Annotated in this window: 16 protein-coding genes; 8 read left to right on the top strand and 8 right to left on the bottom strand. The window is 73.6% G+C overall.

The features are described from left to right. Positions 1-12: 12 nt before the first annotated feature. Entirely contained in the window at positions 13-975 is a 963-nt protein-coding gene (locus ACFC0G_RS10355; protein ID WP_376400222.1) for a helix-turn-helix transcriptional regulator, read from the bottom strand. Position 976: 1 nt separating this feature from the next. Beyond that, a complete protein-coding gene (locus ACFC0G_RS10350) occupies positions 977-1,924 on the bottom strand; it encodes a DUF4097 domain-containing protein (RefSeq protein ID WP_376400219.1) in 948 nt (315 codons plus the stop codon). A gap of 148 nt (positions 1,925-2,072) precedes the next feature. Between ACFC0G_RS10350 and ACFC0G_RS10345 the strand changes: the two genes are divergently transcribed. Further along, positions 2,073-2,888: a hypothetical protein gene (locus ACFC0G_RS10345; protein WP_376400216.1), complete on the top strand. Its 816-nt coding sequence runs from the start codon at positions 2,073-2,075 to the stop codon at positions 2,886-2,888. 111 nt (positions 2,889-2,999) lie between these two features. Here the strand turns inward: ACFC0G_RS10345 and ACFC0G_RS10340 are convergent, their stop codons facing one another. Then, positions 3,000-3,185, bottom strand: a complete 186-nt coding sequence (locus ACFC0G_RS10340) for a DUF6104 family protein (RefSeq protein WP_024761804.1) — start codon at positions 3,183-3,185, stop codon at positions 3,000-3,002. A gap of 100 nt (positions 3,186-3,285) precedes the next feature. On the opposite strand from ACFC0G_RS10340, the gene ACFC0G_RS10335 reads away from it, so the two are divergent. The 7 genes from ACFC0G_RS10335 to fxsT all read left to right on the top strand — a co-directional run bounded on the left by ACFC0G_RS10335 (position 3,286) and on the right by fxsT (position 15,122). After that, positions 3,286-3,753, top strand: a complete 468-nt coding sequence (locus tag ACFC0G_RS10335) for a CU044_2847 family protein (RefSeq protein ID WP_376400212.1) — start codon at positions 3,286-3,288, stop codon at positions 3,751-3,753. After that, a complete protein-coding gene (locus tag ACFC0G_RS10330; protein WP_376400210.1) occupies positions 3,750-5,774 on the top strand; it encodes a trypsin-like peptidase domain-containing protein in 2,025 nt (674 codons plus the stop codon). Before ACFC0G_RS10335 ends, ACFC0G_RS10330 begins: the two co-directional genes overlap by 4 nt. A 169-nt stretch (positions 5,775-5,943) precedes the next feature. After that, positions 5,944-6,960, top strand: coding sequence for an AAA family ATPase (locus ACFC0G_RS10325; protein WP_376400207.1), 1,017 nt, complete (start codon positions 5,944-5,946; stop codon positions 6,958-6,960). A gap of 16 nt (positions 6,961-6,976) precedes the next feature. Further along, entirely contained in the window at positions 6,977-10,180 is a 3,204-nt protein-coding gene (locus tag ACFC0G_RS10320; protein ID WP_376400516.1) for an SAV_2336 N-terminal domain-related protein, read from the top strand. A 138-nt stretch (positions 10,181-10,318) separates the two neighbouring features. Beyond that, the gene (locus tag ACFC0G_RS10315) at positions 10,319-10,516 is read left to right on the top strand and encodes a hypothetical protein (RefSeq protein ID WP_376400204.1); all 198 of its coding nucleotides are present in this window, start codon (positions 10,319-10,321) and stop codon (positions 10,514-10,516) included. Between the two features lie 198 nt (positions 10,517-10,714). Continuing rightward, a complete protein-coding gene (locus tag ACFC0G_RS10310; protein WP_376400200.1) occupies positions 10,715-12,040 on the top strand; it encodes an HEXXH motif domain-containing protein in 1,326 nt (441 codons plus the stop codon). A gap of 58 nt (positions 12,041-12,098) precedes the next feature. Further along, entirely contained in the window at positions 12,099-15,122 is a 3,024-nt protein-coding gene (gene fxsT, locus ACFC0G_RS10305) for an FxSxx-COOH system tetratricopeptide repeat protein (protein ID WP_376400197.1), read from the top strand. A 90-nt stretch (positions 15,123-15,212) separates the two neighbouring features. Here the strand turns inward: fxsT and ACFC0G_RS10300 are convergent, their stop codons facing one another. The 5 genes from ACFC0G_RS10300 to surE all read right to left on the bottom strand — a co-directional run bounded on the left by ACFC0G_RS10300 (position 15,213) and on the right by surE (position 23,145). Continuing rightward, positions 15,213-19,025, bottom strand: a complete 3,813-nt coding sequence (locus tag ACFC0G_RS10300; RefSeq protein WP_376400194.1) for a multifunctional oxoglutarate decarboxylase/oxoglutarate dehydrogenase thiamine pyrophosphate-binding subunit/dihydrolipoyllysine-residue succinyltransferase subunit — start codon at positions 19,023-19,025, stop codon at positions 15,213-15,215. A 290-nt stretch (positions 19,026-19,315) separates the two neighbouring features. Continuing rightward, entirely contained in the window at positions 19,316-20,431 is a 1,116-nt protein-coding gene (locus ACFC0G_RS10295; protein WP_376400191.1) for an ATP-binding protein, read from the bottom strand. After that, complete coding sequence (locus tag ACFC0G_RS10290; protein ID WP_056644011.1) at positions 20,428-21,165, bottom strand: response regulator transcription factor; 738 nt, start codon at positions 21,163-21,165, stop codon at positions 20,428-20,430. Before ACFC0G_RS10290 ends, ACFC0G_RS10295 begins: the two co-directional genes overlap by 4 nt. Before the next feature lie 71 nt (positions 21,166-21,236). Next, positions 21,237-21,908: a spermidine synthase gene (locus ACFC0G_RS10285; RefSeq protein WP_376400187.1), complete on the bottom strand. Its 672-nt coding sequence runs from the start codon at positions 21,906-21,908 to the stop codon at positions 21,237-21,239. Between the two features lie 160 nt (positions 21,909-22,068). After that, positions 22,069-23,145, bottom strand: a complete 1,077-nt coding sequence (gene surE / locus ACFC0G_RS10280; RefSeq protein WP_376400184.1) for a 5'/3'-nucleotidase SurE — start codon at positions 23,143-23,145, stop codon at positions 22,069-22,071. Between the last annotated feature and the right edge of the window lie 51 nt (positions 23,146-23,196).

The following is a 23,196-nucleotide window of genomic DNA, read 5'->3' as shown; positions in this document are numbered from 1 at the left end:
CCCGCGCCCCGCTCAGCCCTTGCGCCGCGGGTCCAGCAGGCCAGTGATCCGGACCGCCGCCGTCGCCAGATGGCGGCGGGTCTCGGCCAGCTGCTCCTCGCTCACGCCGTGGTCACGGGCGGCGTCCCGGATCTCGTCCCGGAAGCGGTCGAGCAGCCGGTCGAGATCGCGGCCCGGGTCACCCGAACCCTCCGGGTCGCGCGCCCACTCCGGCGTGCGGCCGGTCTCGTCGGCGGGGTCGGCTGCCGCGGCCTCTCCCGCGGTCCCTCTCGTGGCTCCCGTGGCTCCCGTGGTGCCGGTGGCCCCGGCCGACTTGGCCGCCGCCTTCGGGTGGGTCGTGCCCGCCACCAGGCCGCCGAGCTGTGCCGTGATGTCCGAGAGGCCCTCCCAGACGCCCTTGGGCCAGTCGCCCCGCGAGAACCGGTCCTGGACCTCCTCCTGGACCTGTTGGGCGATGCGCTGGAACTCCTTGGCCTGGTGGCGGGCCGACTGGGCCTCCGCCTTGGCCTGGCGGGCCTGCTCCTTCCACTCCTGCTTGGCCCGGCGCAGCTCCTCCTTGGCGTCGGCGAACGACGAACCCTCCGCCGTCCGCGTCTGCCCCGCCGCCGCGCGCATCTCGCTGCGCACCCGGCCGGCCGCGCCGCGCACGTCGTCGCGGATCTCCGCCGCGAGTTCCGAGACCGAGTCCCGGATCTCCCGCTCCAGGTCGGTCAGTTCGGCCCCGCGACCGGCCAGTTCGGCGCGGCCCGCGTCGGTGATCGAGTAGACCTTCCGGCCGCCCTCGCTGGCGTGGGTGACGAGACCTTCGAGCTCCAGCTTGGCCAGTCTCGGGTAGACCGTGCCGGCCGAGGGCGCGTAGAGCCCCTCGAAACGCTCCTCCAGGAGCCGGATCACCTCGTAGCCGTGGCGGGGGGCCTCGTCGAGCAACTTGAGGAGGTAGAGGCGGAGGCGGCCATGGGCGAAGACGGGCGACATGTCAGAGCACCTTTCCGGTCGCGGAGGGCGAGTCCGAGAGGGAGGCCGAGGGGGAGGCCGAGGGGGATTCCGCGGGTGATTCCGAGGGGGAGGCGGTGCGGGTCGAGGAGGGGGCGGACTCGGTGTCCTCGGCCGCCTCGGGGCGGCGGAGCAGGGCGATGGAGCCGGAGACGGTGGTCGCCTTGAGCGTGCCCCGACCGGAACCCAGGGTGCCGGTGACGGACTTGGTGCCCCACTGCCCGGTGACCCGGAGGTCCTCGAAGGCGTTCGACACGGAGCCGCTCGTCGTGCTCGCCTCGACCCGGGCGTCCGCCGGGTGCGGCAGCCGGATGGCGACCTGGCCGGAGACGCTGGTGAGCCGGATGTCGGCGGGCGGCCCGTCGAGCTCGCCCGGGTCGAGGTCGATGACCATGTCGCCGCTGACCGTCTCGGCCTTCACGGAGCCGCCCGCGCCCTCGATCACGGTGACGGGACCCGTCACCGAGGTGATCCGCAGCGCGCCCGTGACCGACTGGGCCTCCAGGCTTCCGGAGACGCTCTCGGCGCGGACCGGACCGGAGAGCCCGAGGAGCGTCGTGTCGCCCGTGACGCCGCGCACCTCCGTACGCCCCCGGATGCCGGAGACGACCGCGTCGGCGTCGACCGCGCCGACCTCGACGTCGACGCCGGCGGGGACCGCGACGGAGACGACGGCCCGGCGCCTGTGGCCCTTGCGGTCGAACCACTTGAGGAGGTTCTTCCAGTGCAGGTCCTCGTAGGTCACGGTCAGGGTGGAACCGTCCTGCGACACGATCAGCGGCGGGCCCTCGATCTCGGAGATCTCGACGCGGGCGGAACTCTCGTCCGTCCCCACCACGTTCACCGTGCCGTTGACGATGCGGACCTGCAGGCGCGTCACGGGGTCGGCCGGGGCAAGTTTCGTCGGCTCGGTGACGGACCACTCTGTCATGGTGCTGACCTCCCGTTTCGGCAACGCAACATATCGCGACTCTCGATAGACACGATATATCGCGGTCGGGCGAAGTCAACCCTGACTCTTCCCTGATGCCCAGGGGGCAATCACCGCCGTATACGGACAAATTGGCTAGCGTGGGGGCATGAACGCGACATCCGGATCGAGCCCCTCAGGCGCACTGCTCCTCTGCCGTGCCGACCCGCCGGCGGTCAGGCCGCCGGCCCAGCTCCTGCGGGAACAGCTGCTCCTCGCCCCGGCGGGCGACGACTGGAGCGTGCTCGTACCGGAGGGGAAGCCCTGGCTCCACGGCGGGGAGCCCGTCGAACAGGTCGTCACCGGCTGGGTCACCGCCCTCGCCGTCTCCGCCGCGACCTGGCCCGTCCTCGCCCTGTGGTGGGACCGCGACCGGGCCGGGATCACGCTCGCCGCGGGCTTCCGCCGCACCGTCGGCTACACCTGGCTCGCGGACGGCACGCCCGTCGGCGAGGACGAGGCCATGCGCACCTTCGCCGCCCGGCTCGCCCTCGACCCCGTCCTGGACGTGCAGGCCCTGGAGCCGCTCACCGAGCCAGACCCGGACGCCGACGCCCACAGCCGGCTCGTCGGCGTCGTCGCGGTCCTCGCCCGCGCCGGCCTCGCCCTGCCGACCGGCCTCGTCCCCGGTGACAGCGCCGACCGGCTCCGCTCCGTCGCCCTGGCGCAGGGCGCCGAGCAGCTCGAATGGCGCGGCTGGCGCGACGCCGTGCGCGCCGAGCTCGACGTGGTGGAGGAAGGGCCCCTGGGCCCGTACCTGCGCGGCCCCAAGGCGCGGGTACTGGGCGGGGCGCAACTCGCGGCGGGTGTGCCGCTGCTGATCTGGGGGATCGGCCGGCGCAGCGGCGGCTGGGCGACGGCGGGGGCGCTGCTCGTCGCGCACGGCGCGCTCGGACTCGTCTACGACCGGCTGCGGGACAACTGACCCGCAGGCCGACCCGGCAGCTGACCCGGCAGCCGACCCGGTGGCCGGCCGGGCAGCCCGCTCGGGGGCCGGCCCGGGGGCCCGATCCGGCCCCGCGGCCGGGAAGGCTTCCTACTCGTCGTCGTCCTCGTCGTCGTCCAGACGGGCCAGCCAGGTGGCGAGGCGCTCGACCGGCACCTCGAAGTCGGGGTTGAGGTCGACGAAGGTCCGCAGCTGCTCGGCGAGCCACTCGAAGGTGACCTCCTCCTCGCCTCGCCGCTTCTCCAGTTCCTCGATGCCACGGTCGGTGAAGTACATGCGATCAGGATAGGCCGTACCTCCCACGTCCCCTGTCGCCTGTCGGTCCCACCGATTAGCCTTCTCCCCCACTGATCGCTTCGGGGAGCGGGGGGCCGCTGTGGCACACGGGATCGCTCGGATTCGGCTGGACGACGGCACGCCCGTGTGGGCGCGGATCAGTGAGGCGGAGGAGCTCGGCAGAGGCGGCGGGTTCCAGGACACCGGCGTCCGGGACCGGGTGGTCTCGATGGCCGGAGGACTCACGGACGTCGTGCGCGGGGTGGTCGGCTCGCTCCGCGCCGGACTCGAACCGCAGGGGCCGGTGGAGGTCGCCGTCAGCTTCGGCATCGAACTGTCCGCGCAGTCGGGGAAGGTGATCGGGGTCCTCGCCGACGGCGCCGGCAAGGCCTCCGTGAACGTCTCGCTCACCTGGACCGAACCGGGCCCCGCGCCCGCCCCCGCGCCCCTCCCGTCACCCGCCCCCGCCCCCGCCCCCGCGTCCGTTCCGTCACCCGCCCCGGTGCCCGCCGCCGAGGGCCCCGACAGAGGTCCGCACGGGCGCCCGGCGGCCGACGGGCCCGCATGAGCGCCTTCGACGCTCTCGTGCGCCCCGCACTCGTACGCATCGCCGCTCCCGGCACCGGGTATGACCCGCTCGGCGACCGGTACTGGGGCACCGGCTTCTTCATCGCCCCCGGCTGGGTGCTGACCTGCGCCCATGTCGTGGCCGAGGGGGGAAGCGCGGTGTGGAGGAGCGAGCCGGCCGTCGGCGTCACCTGGGAGGACGGCAAGACCACCCGGGAGACCACGGGCACGGTCGTGCTCGCGCTGCCGCGCCCCGACCGCCCCGAGGACCCGCCGGACCGGTGGGCCTTTCCCGACATCGCGCTCGTCCGGGTGTCCGGCGCGCAGAAGGCGTCCTGCGTGCGCCTCAGCGAGCGCCCGGCCGTCTGGCCGGCCGCCGTCAGCCTGCACGGCTGGTCCCGGGAGACCGGCGAGCTCGGCATCCGGCACGTCCACGGCACCCTCAACGGCAGCGACGGCCAGGCCCTCGTCACCCGGGGCGTCATGCCCGTCGAGGGCTGCTCCGGCGGCCCGGTCGTCGACCACGCCCAGGGAGCCGTCGTCGGCCTCAACAAGGGACGCGGCCCCGACGGAGGCGCCGTCGTGCCCGTCACCGCCCTGCGCCGGCTGCACGACCTCCCCGGCGGCGAGGCGATGGGCGAGGCGCTGCGCGCCCACGACCGCTACCACCTCGCCCGCTACCGCTCGCTCGACGACCGGCCCGACTGGACCCGCGCGCAGCTGCTGCTGCCCGGCTCCCCAGGGATCGGCCCCGGCCTGCGCACCCAACTGCACGGCCGGTTCGCCGAGCTGCCCGCGCCCACCGCCCCCGGCGAGATCATGAACCTGATCGACCAGGTCAAGGCCTGGATCAGGGACGACGGCCTGCCGGACGCGCTGGAGGACGACCCGCGCACCTGGAGCGAGGGTGCCGGGCTCCTGCGCGGTCTGCGCGCCGTCCACGGGAGCGCCGCCCGCGACCTCGACCTGGACGCCGTCCTCCTGTACGCGGCCCATGTCGTCCGGCACCTCTCCGTGCGGTACGGCGAGCGGGCCGACACGACCGGGCTCACCCGCTGGATCGTCGACGAGTCGGGCGACGCCGACCGCCATCTCCGGCGCGAGATCGACCGGCTCGTCACCCCCGGGAGGCCGGCCCCCCTCTCCGTACGCGAACCCCGCGCGCGTGCCGATGTCCTCCTGGAGATCGACACCCCGCGCTACGACCGGCGTTACCCGTGGCGGGTCAAGCTCCTCCTGGACGGGCACACGGTCAGCCCGCTGCACTGCGACGACCGGGGCGTCGAGCGGTCCCGGCTCAGGGAGACCCTGCGCGAACCCCTCGCGGACGCCCTGCGGCGCGGCGACAGCGGCGCCCACCTGGCCGCCGTCGAGGCGGTGCTGCCCCGCGAGCTCTTCGACGAACCCCTCGACACCTGGCGGCTCGAACCCGCCCAGGAGCCCGAGGACGCCTGGTCGGCCACCCTCGGCCAGCGCAGGATCGTGGTCATCCGTGACGCCCGCCGCCACGACAGGGAACCGTCCCCCGAGTGGCGCGACCGCTGGGAGGCGGCGGACGGCGGGCCGCTGCGCGCGGCCCCGCTGCGCGCCGAAGTGCCCGGCGCCGGCCGGGACGCCCACACCGCGCGCGTGCGCCGGGAGACCTGGGCGGAGACGTACGACCGGCTCCGCGAGGCCGACGGCGGGACCGTCCCCGTCTACTGCGGGCCGGTGGGCAGCGGCGACGGACTCATGGCGATGAACGCGGCGCTGACCGCCGGCCACCCCCTCGCCCTCTGGCGGACCGGCGCCCACGACCACACCGACTGCGAGGAGTTCCACGAGCGGGCCCACCGGCTGCTCGCGAAGGCCGTGACGGCCCAGGGGCTGCGCGGCCCCGTCCGCTCCCTGCGCACCCGCGCGCCGGACCGGGCCGCCCTGGCCTGGGCCGAGACCCTCGCCGTCCTCTACGACCCGCCCGACCGGCCGCCGCACGGAGGGCGCCTGGAGGCCCCGCCGCTGCTCGGCGAGGGGGACCTGTGACCCGGGCGGCCACGCGTACGCGTGCTGCCCCGGGAGCCGCCACGCGCACGCGTGCGGACCGGCGTGCGACCCCGGCGACGGGCGGCCGGATTGAGCGTCGGCACGCTCCACCGCCGGGCGGTACGTTCGACGGGCCCGGCATCGACACCACAGCCAGGAGGAGTCCATCGTGAACGATTGGCGGATCTACCGTGGTGCCGGTCTTCCGCACGACGAGATTCAGCGGCTGCCCGCCCCGCCGCCCTGGCGCGACTTCTCGGCCGGCGGAGCCGACGACACCCTGGCGGGTTCCGACCGTCGGCTCGGCGTCCGGCGCAGACTCGTCCAGAACCACCACCCCCGGCCCGCCGAGACCGACGCCGTCAACGCCGCCCTGTACCTGCGGCGCCCGCTCCTCGTCACCGGCAACCCGGGCACCGGCAAGTCGACCCTCGCCCACGCCGTCGCCCACGAACTGCGCCTCGGCCGGGTGCTGCGCTGGCCGATCGTCAGCCGGACGACCCTCCAGGACGGCCTCTACCGGTACGACGCCATCGGCCGCCTCCAGGACGTCCAACTGGAGCGCGCCCAGGCCGGGTCGCCCGGTTCCGCCGCCGCGGCCCCGGCCGGTATCGGCTCGTACATCCGGCTCGGACCGCTCGGCACCGCGCTGCTCCCGTCCGAGCAGCCCCGCGTGCTGCTCATCGACGAGCTCGACAAGAGCGACCTCGACCTGCCCAACGACCTCCTGAACGCCCTGGAGGAGGGCGAGTTCGCCATCCCCGAGCTGGAGCGGATCGCCGACCGCGAGCCCGTCGTCGAGGTGCTCAGCGACGACGGCCGCAAGGTGCCCGTGTACGGCGGCCGGGTCCGCTGCAGCACCTTCCCCTTCATCGTGCTCACCTCCAACGGCGAACGGGACTTCCCCGCCGCCCTGTTGCGCCGCTGCATCCGCCTGGAGCTCGAAGCGCCCGGCGAGGAGCAGGTCGGCGCCATGATCGAGGCCCATCTGGGGGCCGAGGCCGCCACGGGGGAGGAGGAGCGGGGCATCGTCCGGCGCTTCCTGAACCGCGAGCCCGGCGAGGTGATCGCCACCGACCAGCTCCTCAACGCCCTCTATCTGACCCAGCACGCCTCCCGCGCCGAACGGGTGACCAGGGAACGCATCGAGGACATGCTCATGCAGCCACTCGACCAGCCGAGGTGAAGGACGCGTGCACCGGATGCAGCTGGAGGAGCTCACCCGGCGCCTGAGGGCGGGCGGCCAGGACCCGACCGCGGAGGACATCGCGGACGCGGTCTGGCTGTCGCGCTGGCTGCCGGGCACGCCCCGGGAGTCACCGGAGCCGGAGCCGGAGCGGGGGTCGTCATCGGAATCGGGGGCGGGGAGCGGCTCGGACGCGGGCCGACTCCCCACCGAGGGGCGAGATTCGGCCAATCGGGGTGCCCACGGGGAGGGGGCCGCGACCGGGACGACGCCGCCCGAGTCCGTCTCCCTGGTCACGAGCACGGGGAGCACGGGGAGTACGGGGAACGCGGGGGGTACGGGAGGACCCGGGGGCTCAGGAGAGCCCGGGGCCGCCGGAGGGCCCGACGGCCCCGGAGGACCCGGCGGCCCCGGTGCCGCAGGCCGTACGGAGCGGGCCGCGACCCTGCCCGTCCGCGCCCCCGGCGCCAACGCGCTGCCCGGCCTCCTCGGCCTCCAGAAGGCCCTCCGGCCCCTGCGCGGCTACGCCCTCGTCCCGCAGCGCCCCGGCGAGGGCAGCCTCGACGAGGAGGCCACCGCCGAGCGCAGCGCCGCCGCCGGCATCCTCACCCCCGTCCTGCGCCCCGCGACCGGCCGCCGCCCCGACATCCAGCTCCTCATGGACACCGGCCCCGCCATGGTCGTCTGGAGCCGCATGGTCGAGGAACTCCGCCAGGCCTGCCAGCAGTCCGGCGCCTTCCGCGACGTCCAGGTGCACCGGCTCTACGACACCGGCGAAGGCCCCCCGCTCGTCACCACCACCTCCGGCGCCGACGGCAGACCCCGGCTGCGCCCCGTCGACCAGCTCCACGACCCCACGGGCCGCCGGCTCACCCTCGTCGTCAGCGACTGCGTCGGCCCCCTCTGGCAGCGCGGCGCCGCCCAGCGCTTCCTGCGTCAGTGGCCCCGCCGCTCCCCGCTCGCCCTCGTCCAGCCGCTGCCGCCGCGCCTCTGGCCCCGTACCGCGCTCCCCGCCGAACCGGGCACCTTCCAGCGCCCCGCGACCCCCGGCGGCCACACCCCCTTCCGCTCCGACGACGACCCCTGGGGGCCGCCCGTCCCCGGCCGCCGGGCCGTCCCCGTGCTCACCCCCACCCCCGAGGCCTTCGCCTCCTGGGCCCGGCTCCACACCGGCCACGGAGGCAACGCCGTACGCGGCTGGGCCGCCTGGCTGGACCCCGAGACGACGGCGCCCCGCGCGCCCCGGACCCCCCGCGTCCCCCGCCCCGACGAGGAACTCCTCCGCGCCTTCCGGGCCAGTGCCTCGCCCGGTGCGATCCACCTCGCCGTCCACCTCGCGGCGGCGCCGCTCGCGCTCCCCGTCATGCAGCTCGTCCAGCGCGCCATGCTCCCCGACACCGGCCCCATGGAGCTGGCCGAGGTCCTGCTCAGCGGGCTCCTGCGGCGGCTCCCCGGCCCCACCCCGTACCCCTGCTTCAGCTATCCGCCCGGCGTCCAGCAGCACTTCCTCGGCTCGCTCGACCCCAGCGCCGCCGCGCTCGTCCTCAAGCACTGCTCCGCCTACGTGGAGCGGAACTTCGGCCAGGGCATGCGCAACTTCCCGGCGCTCGCCGCCGCCCGCCTCGCCGGCACGGACACGGAGCCCGGCGCCGAGCAGGGCACCGACGGCGAAGGGCGGCACGGGACGGGCGACGGAGCCGCCGCCCTCCCCGAGGCGACCGACGAACCCCTCGGCCCCGAGGGAGCCGAGACCGAGCTCTTCGCCCGCATCCCCGCGCGCGTGCTCCGCTTCTACCACCCCGACCTCATCACCCCCGACCCGCTCACCGAGGCCCGCAGCCTCCTCGCCCAGGGCCGCGCCCACTCCGACCCGGCCCTCCTCGCCGGGGCCCGCGAGCGAGCCGAGGCGGCGCTCCCCACCGCCCCCGCAGAGGCCCGTACCGTCCTCGGCCTCGTCCTGTACGCCGAGGCCGGCACCGCGCTCGCCCGCCGCTCCCACCGGCGCCGCGAGCTTCTCGACCAGGCCGCCGACATGCTCGTACGCGCCGGGGAACTGGCCCTGCCCGGCGGCGAGGCATGGGCCGAGGCCCGGCTCGAACTCGCCGTCGTCCACCACGCCCTGTGGCGCGACACCGACGAATCCGGCCACCTCGACGCGGCCCTCGCCGTCCTCGCCGAGGACGCCGACCGATGGCCCGAGACCGCCCGGCACACCCTCCATCTGCGCCGCGGCCGGCTGCTCCTGGCCCGGGGCGACGGCGAGGCGGCGGCCGGAGAGCTCACCGCGGCCCTCGCCCTCCGGGAGAACGCCGCCACCCTCCTCGACCTCGCCGACGCCCTGCGCCTCACCGAGGCCGACCCGGCCGGCGTCGGGCCCGTGCTCGACCGCGCCGAGCCCCTCCTCGGCGACGGCCGCGCCCTGCGGCTGCGCTTCACCACCGCCCGGGCCCGGCTGTACGACACGACCGGCGACGGGGCCGCGGCCGACGCGGCGTACGAGGAGGCCATCCTGCTCGCCCCCGCCGAGAGCGGGCAGCGCGGCCGGCTCCTGCTGACCTGGGGCGAGTCGCTGCTGCGCCGCGCCGCCGCCGGCACGGGCACCGCCCCCGTCGACCGGGCGGAAGGGGTGCTGCGCGAGGCCCTCACCCGGCTGCCCGGCGACGCGCCGGAACGGGCGGGCGCGTCGACGCTGATCGGCAGCGTGCTCGCGCTCCGCTTCCACCGCGCCGGGTTCCTGCCCGACCTCTTCGAGAGCCGTCACCTGCTCGAACAGGCCGTCCGCACCACCGACGACCCGGGAGCTCGCTCCGAGGCCTGGCTGCAACTGGGGCGGGTGAGGCTGGAGTTGTCCGAGACCGCCCGGGACGGCGGCATCGGCGACGCCCTCACCGCGTACCGCAACGCCTGGGAGGACGCCCGCGCCGCCCACGGCGACACCCCGGGCACGGTCACGGGTGCCCGCGCGTTGCACGCACAGGGAGCGGTCCTGTGTCTGATGGGCCGCCCGGCCCGGGCGCGCGCGGTGCTGCGGTCCGCCGACGAGCAGTGGCGGCGGCTGACGGGACGTCTCGTGGACGTGGACTGGGACGACGTGGAGCGGACCAAGGCCCTGCTGAGGGAGACGGAGGGGGCGACGGGCACGGGATACGGGAGGGGCTCGGCAGAGGAGCGACGCAGGATCACGCCGCCCTGGTGGGCCTGGAGCGGCGCCACGGGATGAGCTTCTGTCGATCGGCTGGATAACGGGGGCGCGAATGAGCGCAGTTGAATCGAATGGGTTTCCGGTCTCGTGGCGTCGGGAAGAACCGCTGCGCCGCTACGACCGTGGGGGACATGCGTCGGTGAGGAGGAGCCGAGAGTGTTCGAGCGTACGGAGTGGGCGACCGGTGTCGGCCGGAGTGCCGGCCGGTCTCCGCGTCTGCCCGATCTCGCGGCCGTTGATCTGCGGACCTTGCGCGTCATGGACGACGCCGTCCTCGGTGCGGCGGTCGAGAGAGTGCTGCTCCACCCCTCGGATCTGGTCGTCTCCTGGCCCGAGGACGCCATCGTCGACTGACGCCCGGGTGCCCGGCGCGGCCCGGACCGGAGCCTGTCCGCCCTGTCCGCCGCCGTCCGGCACCCGCGCCGACCGCTCGTTTCCGGCCGTATCCGTCAGGCGGCGGCCGGCGGCTCGGTACGCACGGGCCGAGCGGCGGGCCGAGCGGCGGGCCGGGCGGGCCGGGCAGTCGCCGGCGGGCCGCTCCCGGAGGCGCGAGTGATCGCCGCCCCGCCGCGCCCCGCGGCCTTCGCCGCGCTCGCGGCCACCCGTCCCGCCCCGGCCGGCGCGTCCTTCCTGCGGACCGGCGCGCACGCCCGCCGACTGCTGCTGCTCAAGGCCCTGCTGGTACGGGTACGGCGCCATCGCGACGAGGTCGCTCCCGAGACCCTGCGCGGCTTCGACACCGCCTGGCGCCTCCTGGAGCGGACCGAGCGCACGGCCCCCGCCGTGGTCCGCGCCGTCCTCGACTACCCGACCACCGGGGCCTGGCTCGCCGCCGCCCTGACCGAACCCGCGGGACCCGCCCTCGACCGGCACCTGGCCCGCCTGGAACCGATCGCGGCCACCGCCGCCCTGCGCGCCGGCCGGCGCCTCGACCTCGTGATCCAGGCGCCCGCCGGAGTGCTCTCGCTCCCGGGCGTCGGGAGCGTCCTGGTGACTCCGGGCCCGGTCCGGCTCACCTCCCGCTCCCAGGTCGTCCGGATCCACTCCGAGGGCGCCCGCGGGGCCCCGGCGGCGCTCCTGCGCGTCACCGACGGCCGCCCCGGCGACAGCGACGGAGCCGGCGTCGGCCCCGGAGCGGCCGCCGGTGCCGGCGCCGTGACCGGCAGCGGCCCCGGCTGGCGCGGCCTGCGCGGCCTGTCCGGCGGAGCCGCCCGCCTGGAGGACCTGGACCCGTACCGCGTACCGCCCGGCGGCGTCGGCACCCCGGCCCGGGTGGCGGCCGAGCGGCCCGACATCGACCACGCCGCCTGGTCCGGCCACTGGCGCGCCGCCCGGGAACTGCTGCGGCGGACCGACCGGGAGCGGGCGGCGGAGGTCGGTCGGACGGTCGGCGCCCTCGTCCCCCTCGTACCGCAGGGGCCGCGCTCGGTCGGCGCCACGCTCAGCGTCGCCCCCGGGGCCGTCCTCATGACGCCCTCGGCCGGCGCCTTCGACATGGCGGAGACCCTCGTCCACGAGCTGCACCACGGCAAGCTCTCCACGCTCCACGAACTCGTCCCGCTCTACCGCCCCGGCCACGCCGTGCTGTACCGGGTCGGCTGGCGCACCGACGAGCGTCCGGTCGCCGGGGTCTTCCAAGGCGCCTACGCGCACCTGGCGTTGGCCGATCTGTGGCGGCGGGCGAGGGACGCCCCCGGGGTCCCGGGGCCGTGGCGAGCGCGGGCCGTCCATCAGTTCGACCATGTCCACGATCAGGTGGGCGAAGCGCTCGCGATGCTGCTTGAATCCGATGAACTGACCAATGAGGGGCGGGAGTTCGCCCGGCAAATGAGGCAGCTCCATGCGAGCCTCGGAGCGAGCCACGGCCCCCGTGGGTAACACTGTGCCCACGGCACATGACACTGCGTTGCGCGTGAGCGGGACGGGAGACGTACAGATGGCGGAACAGCGGTCGGGCGGGGGCGCGGAGAGCCACGGCGGCAGGTCCGCCCCCGAACACGTCCTGGTGGTCTTCCCCGGCTACCACCGGCCGTGGGCGGCCTGGATCAACCAGCGGCTCGAAGCCCACGGCGTACGCGCCACCCTCCAGCGGTGGGACCCGCCCCGCGAGGTCCCCCTGGAGGACTCCCTCGGCGACCTGCTCCTCGCCCGCGGCCGGGTCCTCCTCGTCCTCAACGACTGGTTCTTCGAGCTCGGCCCCCGGCCGGCCGGCGAGTGGAACGACGTCCTGCGCGGCTTCGTCGCCGCGCACGCCGACCGGTTCGCCGCCGTCAACCTCACCAACCGCACCCTGCTCCCCTCCACCGCCGTCCTCGAACCCGTCAGCCTCTGGGGCGTCGGCGAGGAGGAGGCCGAGGCACGGCTCCTCAGCAGGCTCTCGATCGAACCCCGCCGAGCCTCCGGCCGCCGCCTCCCGGCCGCCGCCCTCGCCCGCTACCCCGACAACCCGCCCGAGATCTGGGGCGACGTCCCCCGCCGCAACCCCCGGTTCACCGGCCGCGACGACCTCCTCACCGAGCTCCAGGAACGGCTCATGGACGCCGAGCGCGGCAGCGCCGCGTGCACCCTCCTCGGCATGTCCGGCATCGGCAAGACCCAGATCGCCGCCGAGTACGCCCACCGCTTCAGCCCCGACTACGACGTCATCTGGTGGGTCAGCTCCGACGACCGCAACGTCCAGCGCGACCGCCTCGGCGAACTCGCCGTCCGGCTCTCCCTGCCCACCGGCAGCGAGCCCGGCGAACGCATCCGCGCCGTCCGCGAAGCCCTCCGCCGCGGCGACCCGCACGCCCGCTGGCTCGTCGTCTTCGACGGCTGGGACGACACCGACGGCATCGACGTCATGCTGCCCCAGGGCCCCGGCCACGTCCTCATCACCTCCCGCAACCGCGGCTGGCGCGAGCACACCGACGTCCTGGAGATCCCCAGCTTCGACCGCTCCGAGTCCACCGGCTACCTGATGCGCCGCGCCCCGCAGATCAGCGCGGCCGAGGCCGACGAGGTCGCCGCCGAGTTCGGAGACGTACCCCTGCCGCTCGTCCAGGCCGCCGCCTGGCTCGGCGAGTCCGGCATGGAGGCCCCCGAGTACCTCCGCATGGTCCGCGACGGACGGCTCTCCACCGTCGACGAGCCCTCGGCGGGCGACGGCATGCCCAACGCCTCCCTCACCTCCTGGTCGATACTGATCAACCGGCTCCGCCGCGCCCAGCCCCAGGCCATCGACATCCTCAGCCTGTGCGCCTCCTTCGCCCCCGGCCGCATCCCGCTCGGCATCGTCCGCGCCTACCCGCAGGCCCAACTGCCCGAGGACCTCCGCTGGATGGCCACGGACCTGCCCGCCTGGACCCGCGCCCTCGACACCCTCGTCAACTACTCGGTGCTCACCCGCGAGACCCGAGGCCCCATGACCACCGACGAGATCGGCCCCCACCAGGAGTCGATCCACATGCACCGGCTGGTCCACGACATCGTCGCCCGGCTCACCGACGGCGAGCACCGCGACGCCCACCGCAAGGCCGTCCGCACCCTGCTCGCCGAGGCCGACCCCGGCAACCCCACCGACAGCAGGCACTGGCCCCGCTACTCCGAACTCCTCCCGCACCTGGAACCGTCGGGCGCCCTCCGCAGCACCGACCCGCGCATCCAGGTCGCCGTCCTCAACTGCCTGCGGTTCTGCGACCGCAGCGGCGAGTACAAGGCCGGCATCCGACTGGCCGGACGCATCCGGGACGAGTGGACGTCCTTCATGGAGCCGCTCGCCCCGCACATGCAGGAACTCACCACGCTCGAAGGCGACATCCTGCGCCGCTACGGCCGGTTCCGCGAGGCGTACGACCTCGACCTCGCCCAGCGCGAGCGGCTGACCGCCGCCGGGACCACCGACCAGCTCGGCGAACTCCAGACCAAGGTCTCCATCGCCCGCGACCTGCGCTTCCTCGGCCAGTACAAGGAGTCGGAGCAGCTCCAGCGGGAGGCCCTCGCCGAAGCCCGGAGCCTGCTCGGCGAGACCCAGTTCCTCACCCTCGTCGCCCGCCACAACCTCGGCGTCGTGCTGCGGATGCTCGGCCGCTACCAGGAGGCGTACGAGCAGGACGCCGACACCCTCACCCGCTGCGAGACCGTCCTGCGGCCCCACCACGCCTCCACGCTCAACTCCAACAACGCCGTCGCCCAGGACCTGCGCCTGCTCGGCCGCTACCGCGAGGCGCTCGGCCGGCAGGAGGCCAACGTCCGGCTGCACGTGAAGATCCTCGGACCCCAGCACCTCCACACCCTGTACGCGCGCAGCCAGCTGGCGCTCTGCCGCCGCCGCGAGGGCGGTTTCCAGCAGGACATCGGCACCATGATGGCGAGCGTCCTGGAGCACCTGGAGCAGGCCTACGGCCGCGACCACTACGTGACGCTGTCGGCCGTCACCAACTACGCCAACTTCCTCCGCGAGCATGGCGACCTCGACCTCGCCAGGGAGCTCATCACCGAGGCCGAGGCCGGCTACCGCGCCCTCCTCGGCCCCGCCCACCCGGTCTCCACCGGCGTCCTCGCCAACACGGCGCTCGTCATGCAGGCCTCCGGCGAGCGGGCCGCCGCCATGACCATGCTGGAGTCGGCGCTCGCCGGACTCACCGCCACCCTCGGCTCCGACCACCCGTGGGTGTTCGGCTGCGCCCTCAACGCCAGCGCCGCCCGCAACTTCAACGGACGGGTCGCCGAGGCCGCCGAACTCAGCCGGGACACCCTGCGCCGGGCCCGGCACGTCCTCGGGAACGAGCACCCGCTGACCCTGTCCTGCCAGGTCGCGCTCGCCACCGACCTGCGCGGCCTGCGCGAGACCGACGAGGCCGGGAAGCTGGAGGAGGACGCGCTCCTGACCCTCACCAGGACCCTCGGCGCCCAGCACCCGCACACCCTCTCGGCGCGCCAGCGCAACCGTCCGTACTGGGACTTCGAGGCCAATCTCTGACGGCCGCCGCCCCGAGGCGCCCGGAGAACGCCGGAGGCCCGGCACCCCGAGTGGGGTGCCGGGCCTCCGTACGTGCTCCGAGGACGACGATCAGGCGTCGAAGACCTCGTTGACCAGCTGCTGCTGCTCCGCCTGGTGACGCTTGGCCGAGCCGACCGCCGGGGACGAGGAGTGCGGACGCGAGATCCGGCGCAGGCGCTCGCCCGCCGGGATGTCCGCGCCGACCGCCAGGTCGAGGTGGTCGATCAGGTTGAGCGCGATGAACGGCCACGCACCCTGGTTCGCCGGCTCCTCCTGCGCCCAGATGTACTTCGCGGCGTTCGGGTACTTGGCGATCTCGGCCTGGAGCTCGGCACCCGGCAGCGGGTACAGGCGCTCCAGACGGATGATCGCGGTCTCCGTGTCACCGCGCTTCTGACGCTCGGCCTCCAGGTCGTAGTAGACCTTGCCGGCGCAGAAGACGACCTTGCGGACGTCCGCGGGGTTGACGGTCGAGTCGCCGATCACCGGGCGGAAGCCGCCGGTGGTGAACTCCTCCACCTTCGACGCCGCGGCCTTCAGACGCAGCATCGACTTCGGGGTGAAGACGATGAGCGGCTTGTGGTGCGGGTTGTGCACCTGCCAGCGCAGGAGGTGGAAGTAGTTCGACGGCAGCGTCGGCATCGCGATCGTCATGTTGTCCTGGGCGCACATCTGGAGGAAGCGCTCCGGGCGCGCGGACGAGTGGTCCGGGCCCTGGCCCTCGTAGCCGTGCGGCAGGAGCAGCGTGACGCCGGAGGTCTGGCCCCACTTCTGCTCGGCCGAGGAGATGAACTCGTCGACGACGGTCTGCGCGCCGTTGACGAAGTCACCGAACTGGGCCTCCCAGACGACCAGTGCCTCGGGGCGGGCCAGCGAGTAGCCGTACTCGAAGCCCATCGCCGCGTACTCGCTGAGCAGCGAGTCGTAGACGTTGTAGTGGGCCTGGTCGTCGGCCAGGTAGAGCAGCGGGGTGAAGTCCTCGCCGGTCTCCTGGTCCACCAGCACCGCGTGGCGCTGGCCGAAGGTGCCGCGACGGGAGTCCTGGCCGGAGAGCCGGACCGGGGTGCCCTCCATCAGCAGGGAGCCGATGGCGAGGGTCTCGCCGAAGCCCCAGTCGATGGTGCCGTCGTCGATGGAGGCGGCGCGGCGCTGCATCTGCGGCGTCAGACGCGCGTGGACCGTGATCCGCTCCGGGACGTTGACCTGCGACTCGGCGATCCGCTTCACGACCTCGGCGGAGACCGCGGTGGTGACGGAGACCGGGAACTCGGCCTTGGCGTCCGGGACCTGGGTCGGAACCGGGGCGGCGGTGGCCTCGCGGACCTCCGCGAACACCTTCTCCAGCTGGCCCTGGAAGTCCTGGAGCGACTGCTCCGCCTCTTCGAGGGTGATGTCGCCGCGACCGATGAGCGACTCGGTGTACAGCTTGCGCACCGAGCGCTTCTTGTCGATCAGGTTGTACATCTGCGGGTTGGTGAACGAGGGGTTGTCGCCCTCGTTGTGACCGCGGCGGCGGTAGCAGATGAGGTCGATCACGACGTCCTTGTTGAACGTCTGGCGGAACTCGAAGGCGAGCCGCGCGACGCGGACCACGGCCTCCGGGTCGTCGCCGTTCACGTGGAAGATCGGCGCCTCGATCATGCGGGCCACGTCGGTCGCGTACATCGAGGAACGCGAGGACTCCGGGGCGGCGGTGAAGCCGACCTGGTTGTTGATCACGATGTGGACCGTGCCGCCGGTGCGGTAGCCCCGCAGCTGCGACATGTTCAGGGTCTCGGCCACGACGCCCTGGCCCGCGAAGGCCGCGTCACCGTGGAGGGCGACCGGCAGGACGGTGAAGTCCGTGCCGCCCTTGTTGATGACGTCCTGCTTGGCGCGGACGATGCCTTCCAGGACCGGGTCGACCGCCTCCAGGTGCGAGGGGTTGGCGGCCAGGGAGACCGTGATCTGCTCGCCGTCGAGACCGGTGAAGGTGCCCTGGGCGCCCAGGTGGTACTTGACGTCGCCGGAGCCGTGCATCGACTTCGGGTCGAGGTTGCCCTCGAACTCGCGGAAGATCTGCGCGTACGACTTGCCCACGATGTTCGCGAGGACGTTCAGGCGGCCGCGGTGGGCCATGCCGATGACGACCTCGTCGAGGCGCGACTCGGCGGCCGAGTCGATGACCGCGTCGAGCAGCGGGATGACGGACTCGCCGCCCTCCAGGGAGAAGCGCTTCTGGCCGACGTACTTCGTCTGCAGGAAGGTCTCGAAGGCCTCCGCCGCGTTCAGCCGGCGCAGGATCCGCAGCTGCTCCTCGCGCTCCACACGGGCGTGGGGGCGCTCGACGCGGTCCTGGATCCACTTGCGCTGCTTCGGGTCCTGGATGTGCATGAACTCGACGCCGGTGGTGCGGCAGTACGAGTCGCGCAGGACGCCGAGGATGTCGCGCAGCTTCATCATCGACTTGCCGGCGAAACCGCCGACCGCGAACTCCCGCTCAAGGTCCCACAGGGTGAGGCCGTGCTCGGTGATGTCCAGGTCGGGGTGCTTGCGCTGCTTGTACTCCAGCGGGTCGGTGTCGGCCATGACGTGGCCGCGGACCCGGTAGGAGTGGATGAGCTCGAAGACGCGCGCGGCCTTGGTGACGTCGTCGTCGTGCGACGCGTCGATGTCCTTGAGCCAGCGGACCGGCTCGTAGGGGATGCGCAGCGCCTTGAAGATGTCGTCGTAGAAGCCCTGCTCGCCGAGGAGGTAGTTCGCGACGACGCGCAGGAACTCGCCGGAGGCGGCGCCCTGGATGACCCGGTGGTCGTAGGTCGAGGTCAGGGTCATGACCTTCGAGATGCCCAGCTTGTTCAGGGTGTCCTGGGACGTGCCCTGGAACTCGGCCGGGTAGTCCATCGAGCCGACGCCCATGATGACCGACTGGCCGGGCATCAGACGCGGCACGGAGTGGACGGTGCCGAGGCCGCCGGGGTTGGTCAGGGAGACCGTGACGCCGGAGAAGTCGTCCATCGTCAGCTTGCCCACGCGGGCCCGCTTGACGATGTCCTCGTACGCCTGCCAGAACTCGAAGAAGTTGAGCGTCTCGGCCTTCTTGATGCCCGCGACGACGAGCTGGCGGTCGCCGTTGGGCTTCACCAGGTCGATCGCGAGACCGAAGTTGACGTGCTCCGGCTTGACCAGGGTCGGCTTGCCGTCCTTCTCCGCGAAGGAGTAGTTCATCGACGGCATGGCCTTGATCGCCTGCACCATCGCGTAGCCGATGAGGTGCGTGAAGGAGATCTTCCCGCCCCGGGCGCGCTTCAGGTGGTTGTTGATCACGATCCGGTTGTCGAAGAGCAGCTTCACCGGGACGGCGCGGACGGACGTGGCCGTCGGCACCTCCAGCGAGGCGTTCATGTTCTTCGCGACCGCGGCGGCGGGACCGCGCAGCGTGACCAGCTCGGGGCCGGCAGGGGCCTCGGTGGCCTCCTTGGCCTTCACAGGCGCCGGAGCGGCGGCGGCGGGCTTCGCGGCGACCGGGGCGGCAGGCGCGGCGGGAGCCGCGGCCGGCTTGGCCGGAGCCGGAGCCGCGGCGGGCGCCGGGGCCGGAGCGGGCACGGAGGCCGGAACGGCCGCCGGAGCGGCAGGCGCGGCCTGTGCGGGGCCCGTCTGCGGCACGGCGGGCGCGCTCTGAGTGGTGGTGGGGGCCGGGGCGGTCGGGGTCGCCGACGCTCCCGGCTTGTAGTCGGCGAAGAAGTCCCACCAGGCACGATCGACCGAATTCGGGTCCTGGAGGTACTGCTGGTAGATCTCGTCGACGAGCCACTCATTGGCACCGAAGGCGGCGGCAGGGTTCTGACCCTGCCCGTCTTGGTCGGTCGGGGAGCTCGGGGTACTGGGGGACTGAGACGACACGGCGGCAACCGCCCTCTTCCGCTTCACAAGGTGATGGACAGCGGAAATAAAGGCTACGCCTACCCGGCCGGGAGGTGCAGGCCAGGCACTCCAACGTCGCGCAAGTCACACTTGACGAGGTGTTTCGGGACCATGAATGGCGGGAAACAAGCGTGGTTCCGTACGTGTGAGGGTACAGAAAAGCGCGGGCGCGGCCCTCTTCGACCGCATCCCTGATCGCACCCCGTTCACGTGCACGCAGGTCCCGCTCACGTACACGCAGAACGTGCTCTTCCGGTTCGAACCCTACGTCAATCTCTCGGCGGAAGGCTGCCCGGAAGAGTGACCCGGATACGGCAGCCGCGTGACGATTCGGCCACGCCGATCCCGCCACCGTGCAGATCCACGGCCCAGCGGGCGATCGCGAGCCCGAGCCCGGTGCCGCCGTCGCTGCCCGGACCGTGCCGGTGCGCCGCCGTGCCCCGGTTGAACCGCTCGAAGACCTTGTGCCGCTCCGACTCCGGGATGCCGGGACCCTCGTCCTCGACCTCCAGCGCCAGCGAGTCCGGATACGGGCCGCGCCGGGCCCGGACCGTGACCCGGCCGTGCGGCGGCGAGTGCTTCACCGCGTTGTCGATCAGGTTGGCCATCACCTGGTGCAGCCGCTCCGCGTCCGCGTGCGCGACCAGCTCGGGCGGCGACACGTCCAGGTGCAGATGGACGTCCGTGCGGTTGTGCAGCCCCGACGTGGAGAACAGGCCGCGCTGGGACGCGGCGAGGTTCGCCTCGCGCAGCACCCCCGACAGGTACGGCCACACCTCGAAACGGCTGGCCTTCAGCGCGACGACACCGTTGTCAAGACGTGACAGGTCCAACAGCGTCTCCACCAGCCGGCCGAGCCGCTCCGTCTGCTTCAGCGCCGAGCGCATCGTCTCCGGATCGGCCTCGGACACCCCGTCCACGACGTTCTCCAGGACGGCCCGGAGCGCGGCGATCGGCGTGCGCAGCTCGTGCGAGACATTGGCGACCAGCTCCTTGCGGTGCCGGTCGACGGCCTCCAGGTCGTCCGCCATGCGGTTGATCGTCAAGGCGAGGGCGCCCAGCTCGTCCCGCCGGTCCGCGCCCCGCACCCGGCGGCTGAAGTCGCCGCGCGAGATCGACCCGGCGACCGTGGTCATCTCGTCCAGCGGCGCCGTCAGGGACTGCGCCACGAACTGGGTGATCAGCAGGGTCGCGATCATCGCGAAGATCGTGATGTACCGGAACTCCGTGGAGGTCCGGATCGCCACCAGGGCGAGGCACGAGGTCAGCAGCACCGCGCCGACGACCAGGGCACCCAGCTTGGTCTTGATCGAGATGACGATCCGCCGCCGGGCGGGCCGCCGCGCGCCGGCGGTGCCCTCCGTGCGCCTCCCCGGCCGGCTCATGGCGCCGGGGTCTCCAGCGCGTACCCCACGCCATGGACCGTACGGATGCGCTCGGCTCCGATCTTCCGGCGCAGCGCCTTGATGTGGCTGTCCACGGTCCGGGTGCCGGAGGCGTCCGCCCAGTCCCACACCTCGGCGAGGAGCTGCTCCCGCGAGAGGACCGCCCTCGGGGTGCTCGCCAGGCAGACCAGCAGGTCGAACTCGGTCGGGGTCAGGTGCACGTCCTCGGAGCGCACCCGGACCCGGCGCTGCGCGTGGTCGATCTCCAGCTCGCCGAGGCGCAGGATCCCGCTGCGCGGGGTGACGGCCGCCAGCGCGGCCCGCTCGACCCGGCGCAGCAGGACGTGCACCCGGGCGGCGAGCTCGCGCATCGAGAACGGCTTCGTCATGTAGTCGTCCGCGCCGACGCCGAGCCCGACGAGCATGTCGGTCTCGTCGTCCCGCGCGGTCAGCATGAGGACGGGGACGGGCCGCTGGGCCTGGACCCGGCGGCACACCTCCAGGCCGTCGAAGCCCGGGAGCATCACGTCCAGGACCATCAGGTCCGGTTGCCAGGCCTCGGCGGCGTCCACGGCCGCCGGGCCGTCGGTCGCGGTCTGCACGAGGAAGCCCTCTGCGCGCAGCCGCGCGGAGATCGCCTCGACGATCGTCGCGTCGTCCTCGACCACGAGGACCCGTCGCTGGGCCCCGGGAGTGGCCGCCGCACCGTGGTGAGTGGTGTGTGTCTGCTCCATTGCCCCGCCTCGCGTCGCCGATGTCGGTGCAGCAGCCTAGAGGTACGGGTGGTGTCCCGGCTATCCAGGAGTTATCGGGGGCGGACGGCGAGGTGGACCGCGTCGGGGACGCCCCGGGCAACGGGGATCTCTTCCGTCCGTACCCCGCTGAATCCGGCATTCCGCAACGAGTCTTCGAAATCGACCGAGGGCTGCGCGGACCATACGGCGAGGATGCCGCCGGGGTTCAGCCGGGCCGCGCAGGCCGCCAACCCCTCGGCCGAGTACAGGGTTTCGTTGTCCTCGGTGACCGTCCAGTCCGGCCCGTTGTCGATGTCCAGACAGAGGGCGTCGTAGGTGTCGGAGGTGGTGCGGAGGTAGGTCACCAGGTCCGTGTGCAGGATCACGGTCCTCGGATCGGCCAGCGCCCTCCCGGAGATCGAGGAGAGGGGCCCCTGGCGGTGCCAGTCGATGATGGCGCCCTCACGCTCGGCGACGGCGATCCGGCCCCAGCGCGGGTCGGCCGCCGCGTGCGCGAGGGAGAAGCCGACCCCGAGGCCGCCGACGAGGACGGAGGCGCCGGAGCGGGACTTCTCGGGCAGGGCGTCCAGGGCGGCGTCGACGAGCAGCCGCTCGGAGCGCCCGTCGGAGGTGTCCATCAGGAAGGTGCCGTTGGCGATGATCTCGAAATGCTCGGCACGGCGGCGCAGCACGACTTCTCCGTACGGCCCGTCCCGGCGGTCGAGTGTCACGGGGCTGGTCAAGGTCGGTCACTCCGCTCTCGGCTCGGCAGTGGGTGGTCCCGGCCATCCTCGCGGGGCGAAGGAGGCCGGGACAAACACTTAACGGAGTCGCGCGGTTACCGCGTTACGGGGTTACGGGGCGACCGGATTGCGGGGTTGCGGGGTCGCAGGGTTTGCGGGGTTACGGGCGCGGGGCCTCGTGCTCGACGAACCGCTCGATCCGGTTCAGCTCGCGGCGGGCGTCGACCGGCGTGCCGTACGTGCGGTCCCAGGTGATCGGGGCGACCGTGATGTGGCCCTTGTCGAGCAGCCAGGTGGAGTCGGCGTCCTTCCGGCCCTCGGCGCACTCGCCCTCGCCGCCGCCGTCGAACGGACAGAGGCCGAGCGCGATGTCGAAGGAGTCGCTGCTCCCGCGCTGTTCGAAGGCGTGGTAGACGACCGCCCCGTCGCCGACCCGGGTCCAGACCGGGGCCTTCGCCGGCGCGCCGGCGCTGACGTCGGGGTAGTCGATCTTGAGGGCGAACTTCGAGGTCAGCAGGGAGCGCTGCTTGAGTCCCGCGACGAACCGGGCGCCGAACTCGGCGTGGGCGCGGTAGTTGACGCGCGGGAAGGAGGTGTTGGTGGCGTCGCCGGAGGAGGAGAAGGCGAGGGCCGGGACCCCCTGGTCGATGGCGGCGACGGCGGCGCCGACGGTGCCGGAGTCGTTGACGCTGGCGGAGATGTTGGGGCCGGAGTTGATGCCCGTGAGGACGAGGTCGGGGGCCTCGGTCCAGCCGGCCTTCGCTCTGAGCCCGCCGCGCAGGGCGAGCTTGACGGTGTCGGCGGGAGTGGCGCTCGCGGAGTCCTTCGTACAGGGGCCGTCGGAGAGGCAGACGCCGTAGACCGCGCCCCGGGCGGGGGCGCCCGCGCAGTCGTTCTCGTACCCGGCGGGCAGGGCGGTGCGGCGCTGGGCGGTGACGACGCCGCCGTTGGTGACGGCGGTGCCCTTGCCGGACTGCACCTGCCAGGGGGCCATGACGACGACGTCGGCGCCGGCGGCGCACATCGCGCGGCGGAGCTCGTACAGGCCGAGGCCGTCGGAGTTGCTCGCCTTCGCGGCCTGCATCGAGTCGTCGTTGGAGATCAGGATCCGCATCCCGGCGAGCGGCCCTGCGGAAGCGGAAGCGGTGCCGGCGGTGTCCGCGGTGGTGGCGTAGGCGGTGGCGCCCAGGCTGACGAGCAGGGCGGCGGCCGCGGACAGGGCGACGTAGGTGCGCATGGAGAACCCTTCAGGTGCATGACATGTGGCCAGGGAGAAGAGATCCGGGGC

This window comes from Streptomyces sp. NPDC056169 (assembly GCF_042268445.1).
Taxonomy (GTDB): Bacteria; Actinomycetota; Actinomycetes; order Streptomycetales; family Streptomycetaceae; genus Streptomyces.
Note: the sequence above shows the minus strand (reverse complement) of the source record. Positions and strands in the feature narration are given on the sequence as shown.